Source organism: Agrobacterium pusense, assembly GCF_900102105.1.
GTDB classification, from domain to species: domain Bacteria; phylum Pseudomonadota; class Alphaproteobacteria; order Rhizobiales; family Rhizobiaceae; genus Agrobacterium; species Agrobacterium pusense.
The window spans coordinates 792,276-804,844 of the sequence record NZ_FNBB01000001.1; the positions used below are offsets into that span (position 1 = coordinate 792,276).

Consider the following 12,569-nt stretch of genomic DNA (forward strand, 5'->3'; position numbering starts at 1 on the left):
AGACATTAGAGGTCAAGCGATGACGAACGATACGGCAGACATACACGCAGGCAGAAAAAGAGCGGCAGCGCTTCTTGCCCGCGCCACGGTTCAGGAACTTGAAACGGCTTGGAACCGCCAGGGTGAGAACCCCAAAACGGAAACCGTACGCGGGCCGGAAACCGGGCTGGTGATGGTCAAGGGCCGGATCGGCGGTGGCGGCGCTCCTTTCAACCTCGGTGAAACGACAGTCACCCGGGCGACGATCAAGTTGGCCTCCGGCACCGTGGGTCATGCGCATGTTCTCGGCACCGGTCGCAAAAAAGCCTGGTACGCCGCCGTTTTCGATGCGCTCTGGCAGGAAAGCCCGACACGGGATTTCATCGAGACCGAGCTTCTCTCGCCTCTCGAAAAAAGGCTGACCGCAGAGAAAGAGCGGACAATGAAAGAGACTGCCGCCACACGGGTCGATTTCTTTACCATGGTTCGAGGAGAAGATTGATGGGTGTCAAGGCCGAAGCACTGACGGGCGGTTTCTCCAACGCCGTCTTCGATTCCCAACGGGTTTTCAAAAAACTGATGGACGGCATGGCCCGTCCGGGCACCACACAGGCGGTCGAAACAGCAGTCTTTCCGCCGCTGCCGCTTGCCGCGGCGACCGGAGCGGTTCTGCTGGCGCTCTGTGACCATGACACTCCGGTCTGGCTAAGCGGTGCACTACGAAAAACCGCGGTCCCCGGCTGGATCGGTTTTCACACTGGCGCAGCTGCGACAGAAGAAAAGGGCACGGCACATTTCGCGGTCTTCGAGGCCGGCAGCGCCGTTTCGTCCTTCGGTCTCTTCGCTCTGGGAAGCCAGGAATATCCCGACCGTTCCACCACGCTCATCATCGAGTTGCCTGATCTCGATGGCGGTCGGGAATTGCAGCTTTCCGGCCCTGGCATCCGCCACGTCAACGTGATCAGTCCTTCCGGTCTGCCCGACATATTCCCGAGGCTCTGGGCGGAGAACAACGCCTTCTTCCCGCGCGGCGTCGACGTGATCCTGACGGCTGGCGATAAATTCGTCTGCCTGCCGCGCACGACGCGCATCAAACTCGTGGAGTCATAAGATGTATGTTGCTGTCAAAGGCGGTGAAACCGCCATCGCCAATGCCCACCGGCTTCTGGCCGACAAGCGGCGCGGAGACCGGGACCTGCCGGCCATGACGGTCGCGCAGATCGTTTCACAGCTTTCACTCGCTGTCGACAGGGTGATGGCGGAAGCGTCTCTCTACGATCAGTCGCTCGCGGCCCTTGCCATCAAGCAGGCGCGCGGCGACATGATCGAAGCCATCTTTCTGCTGCGTGCCTACCGCACCACGCTGCCGCGCTTCGGTTACTCGGTACCGGTGGACACAGCGGATATGACGGTGAGGCGGCGCGTTTCCGCGACTTACAAGGACCTGCCGGGCGGACAATTGCTGGGGCCGACCTTCGATTATACCCACCGCCTGCTCGACCCCTCCCTTCTCGAAGACCAAACGGTCGAAGCAGCAACCCAGCGGGATAGCGAGCCGGAACATGTCATGCGCGTTTCCGATATTCTCGCCCAGGAAGGGCTGATCGAAAGCGATGGCGAATTGCCGGACGACCATATTGCCGGTGACCTGACGCGGGAACCGATGGAATTCCCGATGTCGCGCGATCTGCGCCTGCAATCACTGGCACGCGGCGATGAGGGTTTTCTTCTGGCGCTCGCTTACTCCACGCAGCGCGGCTACGGCCGGACACATCCTTTTGTCGGCGAGATTCGCATCGGTGAAGTTGAAATCCAGCTAGACGTGCCGGAACTTGGCTTCGCGGTCTCATTGGGCGATATCCAGGTTACCGAATGCCAGATGGTGAACCAGTTCAAGGGTTCGTCCAAGGCCCCTCCGCAATTCACGCGAGGTTATGGCTTGGTGTTTGGTCAGAGCGAGCGCAAGGCGATGGCGATGTCGCTGGTCGACCGTGCACTACGCGCCGGCGAATTCGGCGAAGATGTCGTAGCGCCAGCGCAGGACGAAGAATTTGTCATCTCACACGCCGACAACGTGCAGGCAACTGGCTTTGTCGAACATCTGAAACTGCCGCATTACGTGGATTTCCAGGCTGAACTCGGGCTCGTCCGAAAAATGCGTGCTGATTTCGAAGCGACGAACGCGACTGGCGCGGAATGGATGGGCGATGCGGCCGAATGACTCAGCGGCTGTGCTGCTCGCCGAACCAGTAAGCACAAAAGACGGTCGTTGCTGCAAAGACAGCAAAGAACACGGCTACAAGAATTCCAATCTCCATGAGCTTGTACTCCTTTTTTCACAAGGCTAACGCGCAATGCTTGAAGAAGTTTCATTTGACGACGGACTGGCTGCCTACAACTTCGCCTATCTGGACGAACAGACCAAGCGGATGATCCGCCGGGCAATCCTGAAAGCCATCGCGATTCCGGGTTATCAGGTTCCCTTCGCTTCCCGTGAAATGCCCATGCCCTATGGCTGGGGCACGGGCGGTGTGCAATTGACCGCCTCCATTCTTGGCCCCCACGACGTGCTGAAGGTAATCGACCAGGGAGCCGATGACACGACCAATGCGGTTTCCATCCGCGCCTTCTTCCAGAAGGTGTCTAATGTTGCCGTCACGACCCGAACGAAGGATGCCACCATCATCCAGACGCGGCACCGCATTCCGGAAGAGGAACTGCATTCGGGCCAGGTGCTTGTCTATCAGGTACCCATTCCCGAGCCGTTGCGTTTCCTCGAGCCGCGCGACACCGAAACGCGTGTCATGCACGCGCTGGAGGAATATGGCCTGATGCACGTCAAGCTCTATGAGGACATTGCCCGCAACGGCCGCATCTCCACCACATACGCCTATCCGGTGAAGGTGGCCGGGCGTTATGTGATGGATCCATCGCCAACCCCGAAATTCGACAACCCGAAAATGCACATGTCGGACGCGTTGCAGCTGTTCGGCGCCGGGCGCGAGAAGCGCATCTATGCCGTACCGCCCTACACCGACGTCGTCAGCCTCGATTTCGAGGATCATCCTTTTGAAATCCAGCGCTTCGACAAGCCCTGCGCGCTGTGCGGCGCAGAAAATGTCTATCTCGACGAGGTGGTGCTTGATGACAGAGGCGGACGGATGTTCGTCTGCTCCGATACCGATCATTGCGAGGACCGCCGCGCCCATGGCCACAAGGGCCATATGCTGGCGGATGTGAAGGAGGCCGCAGAATGAGCGACGCACCGCTTCTCAAAGTCCGTGACGTTTCAAAATATTACGGTGACCGAGCCGGTTGCCGCAATGTCTCTTTCGAACTTTATCCAGGTGAAGTTCTCGCCATAGTCGGCGAATCCGGTTCCGGCAAAACCACGCTCCTCAACTGCATTTCCACCCGGCTGATGCCAACGGCAGGCAGCGTGGAATATCGCATGCGCGACGGCTCTATGCGCGATCTCTACCATATGGGTGAGGCCGAACGGCGTTTCCTGATGCGCACCGACTGGGGCTTCGTGCATCAGAACCCGGCAGACGGGTTGCGAATGGCGGTTTCGGCCGGTGCAAACGTCGGCGAGCGGCTGATGGCAGTTGGCAACCGGCATTACGGGAATATCAGGCAATCTGCCAGCGAATGGCTGGAGAGGGTGGAAATCGGCACCGACCGTATCGATGATCAGCCGCGCGCCTTCTCAGGCGGCATGCGCCAGCGTTTGCAGATCGCCCGCAATCTCGTCACCTCGCCGCGCCTGGTTTTCATGGATGAGCCAACAGGTGGTCTCGATGTGTCCGTGCAGGCGCGTCTGCTTGATCTTGTGCGTGGCCTCGTCAACGATCTCGGCCTCGCCGTCGTCGTCGTCACCCACGACCTCGCGGTAGCCCGGCTGCTGTCTCACCGCATGATGGTGATGAAGGGCGGCGACGTCATCGAGCACGGCCTGACCGACCGGGTGCTGGACGATCCGCGCGAGCCCTATACGCAATTGCTTGTTTCCTCCATCTTGCAGGTTTGACGCCATGCCGACGCCTCTCATCGTTTCGGAAGTCTTCAAAAGCTTCACCATGCATCTTCGCGACGGCATCGAACTGCCTGTCGTCCGCGATGTCAATTTCTCTGTCTGCAGCGGCGAATGCGTCGTGCTCGGCGGGCCCTCCGGCATCGGCAAGAGCTCGATCCTGAAGATGCTCTATGGCAACTATGCCATAGACAGCGGACAGATTCTGATCCGCCATGAGGGTGAAGTTGTCGACATCGGCAGCGCTTCCCCTCGCACGATCCTCGACATTCGCCATCGCACCATCGGTTATGTCAGCCAATTCCTGCGCACGGTGCCCCGCGTCGCCGCCATAGACGTTGTTGCCGAACCGCTTCTGGCGCGCAGGATTGCCACTGAAGAGGCACGTGAGCAGGCGGCCGCTCTGCTTTCGAAACTTAACCTGCCGCGCGAATTGTGGTCGTTGCCGCCCGCCACTTTCTCAGGTGGTGAACAACAGCGCGTCAACATCGCCCGCGGCTTCATCACCGATCATGCGATCCTGCTCCTCGACGAGCCAACTGCTTCCCTTGATGCCACCAACCGGCGTGTCGTCGTCGAGATGATCAGGGAGAAAAAGGAAAAGGGCACGGCACTGCTCGGCATCTTTCATGATGAAGAAGTGCGGGAAGCCGTGGCCGACCGCATTCTCGACGTTTCGCAGTTTTCTCCGCGGAAGGCTGCAGCATGAGTGTGAAGGTCGGCCTTGAGCCCGTCATCCACGAAACCGCCCGCGTCACCAACAGCGCGATCGGCCGCTACACCGAAATTTCGGAGCGCTGCCGGATCGAGGAGGTCGAGATGGGCGACTATTCCTATGTCATGCAGGACGGCGCCATCTGGTGCGCGACCATCGGCAAATTCGTCAACATCGCTGCCTCCGTCCGCATCAATGCCACCAATCATCCCATGCAGCGGGCGACCTTGCATCATTTCACCTATCGCGCGCGCAATTACTGGGACGATGCGGAAGACGAGACCGATTTTTTTGCCGCTCGCCGCGCCAGACGCGTTGTGATCGGTCACGATGTTTGGATCGGCCACGGCGCCACCATCCTGCCTGGGGTCGCCGTTGGAAACGGCGCGGTGATCGGAGCAGGTGCTGTCGTCTCGAGGGACGTAGCGCCCTACACCATCGTGGGAGGTGTACCCGCAAGACTGATCCGGGAGCGTTTCCCCGCAGAACTGGGCCGGCAGATGGATGACCTCCGCTGGTGGGATTGGGATCACAGAAGACTGCGCGACGCGCTCGATGATTTTCGCAGCATGGCGGCCGAGGATTTCATCATAAAATATCGCGGCTGAAACATTACGGACCTGATCGACCCCGGGAAGTTCCCGGGGTTTGCTTTTTCAGTTTGGTGTCCTGAAGACGCGGCGGGCCGGTTCCCAGACATTCGCCGGCAAACATGCGGCCGCAACACTTGAGCTCTTTGTAATATTTTCTTCATCAAACTGACATTCGCACTTCACGCACCGCTGTTACGCCGAACCCCGTCAAAAGAAGATTGGACGGGGAAATGAGCTTTCACCTGAAGCAAGTCACGCGCCGTTTCGGCAATCACACCGCGGTCGATTCCGTGAATGTCGAAATTCCGCAGGGCCAGATGGTCGGCGTGATTGGACGTTCAGGCGCCGGCAAGTCGACGCTGCTGCGCATGATCAACCGCCTCGTCGATCCGTCCTCGGGTTCCATTTATTTCAATGACACGGAAGTCTCGTCGCTGAAGGGGGCTGCACTGCGCAACTGGCAGCGCGACTGCGCCATGATCTTCCAGCAATTCAATCTTGTTCCGCGCCTCGACGTGCTCACCAATGTCATGCTTGGACGCCTCAACCACCGTTCCACGGCATTGAGCCTTTTTAATATCTTCACACATGAAGAGCGCCTGATGGCCATCGCCGCGCTGGAGCGGCTCGGCATCGAGCATGTGGCCATGCAGGCGGCCGGTACGCTTTCCGGCGGTCAGCAGCAGCGCGTCGCCATAGCCCGCGCCCTGATGCAGTCTCCGAAGATGGTCCTTGCCGACGAGCCGATCGCCTCGCTCGACCCGCTGAACGCCAAGATCGTGATGGACGCGCTGCGCGACATCAATGAGCGTGAAGGTATCACCGTCATTACCAACCTGCACACGCTGGATACCGCGCGCAACTATTGCGAACGCATCATCGGCATGTCTCAGGGCCGCGTCGTTTTCGACGGAACGCCCGCCGAACTGACGGCCGCAGCCGTTACTGAGATTTACGGAACCGATTCTCAGGGATCCGGCATCGACGAGACCATGACCTCGACCAGCATCAATATTCCCGGCGCGCAGCTTGCCGCGCGTCCGGTGCAGCAATCTGCCGGTCCCGAACCGCTCGCTCTCGCCGGGCTCTGAGGGAACCGCCCAGCATCGTTTGCGCCCGCGTCAAGGGCCGATGGTTCACAACAAACTCCGGCTTGCCGGGAAACAGGAGAAAGTCCATGTTGAAGAAAATCCTTCTTTCGGCAGTCGCCCTTGGCGTTCTGGCCGGTTCCGCCATGGCCCAGGACGTCAAGGTCCTGCGCATCGGTCTCGACGGTTCCGAAAACGAAGCGGACCAGATCCGCAACACGAAGTGCGTAGCCGACGGCCTGAAGGCCGCGACCGGCGTTTCCGAAGTTCAGATCTTCCCATCGCCGGACTATAACGGCGTCATCCAGGGTCTGCTCGGCGGCACCATCGACATCGCCTCCATGGGCGCTTCTTCCTACGCCAAGATCGCCCTGGCCGATCCGAAGGCCGTTGATCCGATTCTGACCACCGCCGGCGCTGACGGCTCGACCGGTTACTACACGATCATGGTTGCCCGCAAGGACAGCGGCATCAAGACGCTGGCTGATGCCAAGGGCAAGAAGATCGGCTTCGCGGACCCCGATTCCACCTCCGGCTTCCTCGTTCCGAACGTCGCTATTCCGAAGGAAACCGGCGTTCCGGTCAAGGAATACTTCTCCGAAACCGGCTTTGGCGGCGGCCATGAGAACCTCGTTCTCGCCGTTCTCGACAAGAAGTTCGATGTCGGCACCACCTTTGGTTCGGGCGTGGGCAAGTGGGAAGAAGGCTACACGGCCGGCAACCTCTACCAGATGGTCAAGAAGGGCAACCTTGACATGGACGATATCGTCGAAGTCTGGAAGTCGCCACTGATCCCGAACGGCCCGCTGATGGTCACCAACAAGCTCGGCGACGCGATGAAGCAGAAGGTCGAAAACTTCTTCATGGAACTGCCGAAGAAGGACCTCGCCTGCTTCCAGGGCTTCACCCAGGGCAAGAACACCGCCTACATCAAGGTCGATCCGTCTTTCTACCAGACGATCATCGACGCCCGTAAGTCGGTTATCGGCGGCTGATCCTCAGATCATATCCGGAAGCGGCGGTGCCTTGCGGCGCCGCCGCTTTTGCAAATAAAGGAAAAGCGGCATGGCGACCACACTGCACCATGGTACCTTCTCGCCAGAAGGATTGAGCGCATCGTCCCAGACGGTCATGCGTCATTATCAACAGCAGCTTGCGACTCGGCGAATCTATACCGTCATTTCGCTCGTGATCTTTCTCGTCATCCTTGCCGCGTCCCTGAATTTCGCCAATGCGGCCAATTCAGGCAAATTTTTCGAGCGCCTGCCCTATTTCTTCGATTTCATGAAGACCTTCGTACCCGATAGCCCGCTGGAAATCTTCCGGGCCATGTTCGACCTGCCGTCGCCCTATGCGGACGGTTCGCTGAAATACAACTATGTCGCGGATCGCGTTTACATCACCAGCGGTTTCTATATCCCGCACTTCATCTACCAGCTGATCATCACGCTCAATATTGCGCTGGTCTCGACAATCATCGGCACGGGCTTCGCCTTCGTGCTCTGCTTCTTCGCCTCCACCAATCTCGTTGGCGCCGGCCTTGTGCGCTGGTTGGTGCGCCGGGTGATGGAAGTGCTGCGCGCCTTTCCTGAAATCGTCGTCGCCGGGCTTTTGACAGCCATTCTGTCGATCGGTCCGATCGCGGCGATCATCGCAATCTCGGTCCATACCATCGGCGCTCTCGGCAAGCTCTTCTTCGAAGTGGTGGAAAATGCCGACATGAAGCCGGATGAAGGCCTGCGCGCCGCCGGTGCCAACTGGCTGGAGCGGGTGCGTTTCGCCATCGTGCCGCAGGTGCTGCCAAATTTCGTTTCTTATGCGCTGTTGCGCGCCGAAATCAACGTGCGCGCCTCCACCATCATCGGCGCCGTGGGCGGGGGCGGCATCGGCGAAGTGTTCCGGCTGTCCATCGGCAATGATCATGCGTCGAAGACCTATGCCATCATCATTCTGCTGCTGATCACCATCATCGCCGTCGATCAGTTTTCCGGCTGGCTGCGCCGCAGGCTGATCGGCCATCAATCCTTCGAATTCGGACGGGGAGCGGCCTGATGTCTTCCAGCTTCATTCTCAACACTGCCGAGCGCGAGAGGCTGACGGCTGCGCATCCTGAGGTATTCAACCGCAGTTTCATGCAGCGATATGGTCTGCTTGTCGGACTTCTTGCCGTCACCGCCTATCTCGTCGGCTGCTTTTTCCTCTTCAATGTTGGTCCGGCTTTCATGCAGGGCCGATGGGATCGCGCCTCCAGCTACATCCAGGACTGGTATTCCTGGCGCGCCCAACCGCGCCTCCGTTTCGAAGCCGGCAAGGTTGAACCGCAATGGTCGAGCCGCGGTCAATATCCGGTCGATGCGAAGATCGACTGGCTGCAACCCCTGCCCGATGGCGGTTACAACGTTGTTTATGCGGGTTCGGATAACCGCCTCGATGTGACGCCAACCCGCGTGGATGTCTATGTCGACGGCAAGAACTATCCCGTCACGATCAACGACGACGGCGCTGTTGCACCACAGGGGCTGCCTGCCGAAATCCAGCAGGACGGCAAGAAGGTGCTGGTGCATTACGGCTTCGCCGGTCAGGCGGAAATCCGCACCAGTCAGGTTTATGTGCAGCGCCGTTTCTTTGGATGGGCGAACTTCCTGTTCGATACGAAATCGGAATTCTGGGGCAAGGGTTATGGCGAGCTTGCCGCTCTCGCTCTCTGGGGAGAGAGGCTCGATCCCGCGCGCTCCAATCTCGGCCATATGGTCGATGATTTTCTCGACAACAGTGTCTGGCAACACGCCGACATCCTGTCCAAGCTGATGCAAACGCTGGTCATGGCTTTCGTGGGTACGCTTTTCGGCACCGTCGTTGCCCTGCCGCTCGCCTTTATCGCCGCACGCAACATCACCGCGAACAGGGCGGCGAACTGGGGCATGAAGCGCCTTTTCGATTTTCTGCGCTCGATCGACATGCTCATCTGGGCACTGTTCTTCACCCGCAGCTTCGGCCCCGGACCGATCCCCGGCATTGCCGCGATCTTCTTCACCGATACCGGCGCGCTCGGAAAGGTCTATGCCGAGGCGCTGGAGAATGTCGACGACAAGCAGCGCGAGGGTGTCAAATCGGTCGGCGCCTCCCCGATTGCCGTCAATCGCTTCGGCGTGCTGCCACAGGTTCTGCCGGTGTTTATTTCACAGTCACTCTATTTCTGGGAGAGCAACACCCGGTCCGCCACCATCATCGGTGCGGTGGGAGCCGGGGGTATCGGCCTGAAACTGCTGGAAGCGATGGGCACCAATGCCGACTGGGACAAGGTGGCCTATATGGTCCTGCTGATCCTGTTCGTCGTTTTCCTGTTCGACCACATTTCTAACTCGCTGCGTTCGCGTCTCATCGGAAAAACGCATCATTAAATCCGGCAAGGCGGGACTTCACGTGACGCCGCAAGCGTTCGTCATCCCGCCCCGCACATCAGGAGAAGCGACTGATCCTTTCTCCGTTCCGCGTCCGTAGGGCTAACTTATCCTCAAGCGCACCCTTAACCTCTATGAGGTTCCGGACGCGCTTTTTTCCATCAGCATCATCATTCTGTCACGGAAAGAGATTACTTCGCACTCCTGACCTTGCGGGAGGCGGGCGAGTCACGCCAAATAGCTTCTCATCCCTGGTTTTCCATGACACCGAAGAGTGCTTGCCGTGCGCTATGCCATCTATTTTTCTCCGGCTAAAGATCATCCTCTGACCGAAACGGCATCCCGCTGGCTTGGACGAAACGCGTTTTCCGGCAGACTGCATGATGACCATGCCCACTATGCGGAGATGACGGAAGAGCCCCGCCGTTATGGCTTCCACGCAACCCTGAAAGCGCCTTTCGAGCTGTCCGAGAAATACAGCGAAGCAGAGCTGCTGGCGGCCGTCGCGGACTTTGCTGCAAGCCAGCCGGCCTTTGACATTCCGCGTATCGTGGTTGGTGCACTCGGGCCATTCTTCGCCCTGGTGCCGGATCGCATTTACCAGCCGCTGCAAGACTTTGCAGCGGAGATCGTGGATCATTTCGACCGGTTCCGCGCCCCCCTGTCCGAAACAGATATTGCCCGCCGCCGGCCGCAGATGCTGACCGAAAGCCAGCGGGAAAATCTTTCGCTCTGGGGCTATCCGCATGTCATGGATGATTTCCGTTTTCACATGACGCTGACCGGCCGGATCGACGAAAGCGAACAGCCCGCCGTGCGTGAGCTTCTCTCCGCACGATTTGCCGAATTCACCGACAAACCCCTCACCGTTTCCGGCCTCGCCCTGTTCATTGAAGAAACGCGCGGCGCCCCCTTCACCGTTCACAGCTGGCACCCGCTTGGCCAGCAGCCAAAGGAAGATGCGACACCATGACTGAGCACGCCCTTTCCAACGCCCGTATCGTTCTGGAAGACGATATTATTCTGGGCTCCGTTCTGATCCGCGACGGCAAGATCGCCGATATCAGCGAAGGCGCCTCCAAGACCGGAGAAGATCTTGAAGGCGATTTCCTGATTCCCGGCCTGGTGGAACTGCATACCGACCATCTCGAGCAGCATTATTCGCCGCGCCCCGGTGTCATCTGGGACAAGATTGCCGCCATTCAGGCCCATGACGCACAGGTGGCGGCCTCCGGCATCACCACCGTATTCGATTGCCTGCGACTTGGCTCAGATGAAGACGGTGGTTTCAAAAAAGGTGAAATGCGGGAAATGGCTGACGCCATCGAGGCGGCGGCGGATCAGAACCGCCTGCGCTCGGACCACCTGCTGCATCTGCGCTGTGAGGTCGCTTCCGCCGATGTGCTGGAGCATTTTGAAGATTTCGAAACCGATCCGCGCGTGCGGCTGATTTCGCTGATGGATCATTCCCCGGGCCAGCGCCAGTTCCAGTCGATGGATCAGTATATTTTCTATTATCAGAAGAAGCGCGGTCTGAGCGACGAGGCGTTCGCCGAATTCGTGCGGCGCAGGCAGGCGGCATCGGCGGAATATTCCGCCAAACATCGTGATTATCTGGCTGCCCGCTGCGCCGAGCGTGGAATCACCGTTGCGAGCCACGACGATGCAACCGAAGCGCATGTCGGCGAAGCGATTGGTCACGGCGTGAAGCTGGCGGAATTTCCCACCAGCGTCGAGGCGGCAAAAGCTTCGCACAGCGCCGGCATGAGTGTCTTGATGGGCGCCCCGAACATCGTTCGCGGCAAATCCCATTCCGGCAACATCGCCGCCCGCGATCTGGCCGAAATTGGTGTTCTGGATGTTCTCTCTTCCGACTACGTGCCCTTCAGCCTGCTCTTCGCGCCGTTCCTGCTTGCCGATCAGGTGGAAGCCATCACGCTGCCGGAAGCTCTGCGTATGGTCACCGCCACACCGGCACGGACCGTTGGTCTTCATGACCGCGGCCGCATAGCCGGCGGTCTGCGGGCCGATCTGGTCCGGGTTCACCGCGAAGATGGCGTTCCCGTGGCACGTTCCGTCTGGCGTCAGGGCAAGCGCGTGGCATGACCGGCGACGGACAAGATAGCCGGCGCGAGGGATCGCCCGGAACCATGATCGTCATTGTCGGCCCCAGCGGGGCCGGCAAAGATACGCTGATGGATTATGCGGCAATGCAGCTGTCCGGCCGGCCGGGCTTTCACTTCACCCGCCGCGTCATTACCCGCAGTGGCGACGCGGGCGGTGAAAACCACGACGCAGTTTCCATGCAGGAATTCAACCGGCTTGAGAGTGAAGGCGCTTTCGCAGTCTCCTGGCAGGCGCATGGGCTGAAATATGGCATTCCGGCCGCTGTCTATCGTCAGCTGGACGCCGGGGACGTCGTTATCGCCAACGGTTCCCGGTCGGCCCTGCCTCAGTTCGGCATTGCATTTTCCCGCCTGAAGGTCGTGAATATCGTGGCGCGACCGGAGGTTCTGGCACGAAGGCTGGAACAGCGAGGACGGGAGAGCCGCGACGATATCCTGCGACGGCTGGAACGTAGTGCTCTCTGTGTCGACGGCGATTTTGACGTCATCACTGTGGACAACAGCGGCGCGATCGAAGATGCGGGAAGAACAATGATGGAGCTTCTGGAGCAAAGCGTCCGCAACCGTATATAAAATCCCCGGCCGCGCTGCTCGACAAACGGGTGCGCGAGGCTTACCATCAGGCGACAATTTC

Annotated in this window: 14 protein-coding genes; all 14 read left to right on the top strand. The window is 59.4% G+C overall.

Annotated elements, in window-relative coordinates:
- Positions 1–19: 19 nt before the first annotated feature.
- The 14 genes from phnG to phnN all read left to right on the top strand — a co-directional run bounded on the left by phnG (position 20) and on the right by phnN (position 12,508).
- Entirely contained in the window at positions 20–481 is a 462-nt protein-coding gene (gene phnG / locus BLU28_RS04005) for a phosphonate C-P lyase system protein PhnG (protein WP_004439260.1), read from the top strand.
- Entirely contained in the window at positions 481–1,089 is a 609-nt protein-coding gene (gene phnH, locus BLU28_RS04010) for a phosphonate C-P lyase system protein PhnH (RefSeq protein WP_035206557.1), read from the top strand. The genes phnG and phnH overlap by 1 nt, the downstream gene beginning before the upstream one ends.
- A 1-nt stretch (position 1,090) precedes the next feature.
- Positions 1,091–2,200, top strand: a complete 1,110-nt coding sequence (locus tag BLU28_RS04015) for a carbon-phosphorus lyase complex subunit (RefSeq protein ID WP_077986545.1) — start codon at positions 1,091–1,093, stop codon at positions 2,198–2,200.
- Positions 2,201–2,333: 133 nt separating this feature from the next.
- Entirely contained in the window at positions 2,334–3,236 is a 903-nt protein-coding gene (locus BLU28_RS04020) for an alpha-D-ribose 1-methylphosphonate 5-phosphate C-P-lyase PhnJ (protein ID WP_077986544.1), read from the top strand.
- The gene (gene phnK, locus BLU28_RS04025) at positions 3,233–4,009 is read left to right on the top strand and encodes a phosphonate C-P lyase system protein PhnK (RefSeq protein ID WP_004439249.1); all 777 of its coding nucleotides are present in this window, start codon (positions 3,233–3,235) and stop codon (positions 4,007–4,009) included. Before BLU28_RS04020 ends, phnK begins: the two co-directional genes overlap by 4 nt.
- Positions 4,010–4,013: 4 nt before the next feature.
- Positions 4,014–4,721: a phosphonate C-P lyase system protein PhnL gene (phnL, locus tag BLU28_RS04030; protein ID WP_004439247.1), complete on the top strand. Its 708-nt coding sequence runs from the start codon at positions 4,014–4,016 to the stop codon at positions 4,719–4,721.
- Entirely contained in the window at positions 4,718–5,335 is a 618-nt protein-coding gene (locus BLU28_RS04035) for a transferase hexapeptide repeat family protein (protein ID WP_035206552.1), read from the top strand. The genes phnL and BLU28_RS04035 overlap by 4 nt, the downstream gene beginning before the upstream one ends.
- A 215-nt stretch (positions 5,336–5,550) precedes the next feature.
- A complete protein-coding gene (phnC, locus tag BLU28_RS04040) occupies positions 5,551–6,411 on the top strand; it encodes a phosphonate ABC transporter ATP-binding protein (protein WP_006699785.1) in 861 nt (286 codons plus the stop codon).
- A gap of 86 nt (positions 6,412–6,497) precedes the next feature.
- Positions 6,498–7,403, top strand: coding sequence for a phosphonate ABC transporter substrate-binding protein (phnD, locus tag BLU28_RS04045; protein WP_004439243.1), 906 nt, complete (start codon positions 6,498–6,500; stop codon positions 7,401–7,403).
- Between the two features lie 70 nt (positions 7,404–7,473).
- Complete coding sequence (phnE, locus tag BLU28_RS04050; protein WP_004439242.1) at positions 7,474–8,460, top strand: phosphonate ABC transporter, permease protein PhnE; 987 nt, start codon at positions 7,474–7,476, stop codon at positions 8,458–8,460.
- Positions 8,460–9,809: a phosphonate ABC transporter, permease protein PhnE gene (phnE, locus tag BLU28_RS04055; RefSeq protein WP_077986543.1), complete on the top strand. Its 1,350-nt coding sequence runs from the start codon at positions 8,460–8,462 to the stop codon at positions 9,807–9,809. The genes phnE (BLU28_RS04050) and phnE (BLU28_RS04055) overlap by 1 nt, the downstream gene beginning before the upstream one ends.
- A 283-nt stretch (positions 9,810–10,092) precedes the next feature.
- On the top strand, positions 10,093–10,782 hold the full coding sequence (locus BLU28_RS04060; protein WP_077986805.1) for a DUF1045 domain-containing protein: 690 nt from the start codon (positions 10,093–10,095) through the stop codon (positions 10,780–10,782).
- On the top strand, positions 10,779–11,915 hold the full coding sequence (locus BLU28_RS04065; RefSeq protein ID WP_006699787.1) for an alpha-D-ribose 1-methylphosphonate 5-triphosphate diphosphatase: 1,137 nt from the start codon (positions 10,779–10,781) through the stop codon (positions 11,913–11,915). The genes BLU28_RS04060 and BLU28_RS04065 overlap by 4 nt, the downstream gene beginning before the upstream one ends.
- Positions 11,912–12,508, top strand: coding sequence for a phosphonate metabolism protein/1,5-bisphosphokinase (PRPP-forming) PhnN (gene phnN / locus BLU28_RS04070; RefSeq protein WP_035206549.1), 597 nt, complete (start codon positions 11,912–11,914; stop codon positions 12,506–12,508). The genes BLU28_RS04065 and phnN overlap by 4 nt, the downstream gene beginning before the upstream one ends.
- Positions 12,509–12,569 lie beyond the last annotated feature (61 nt).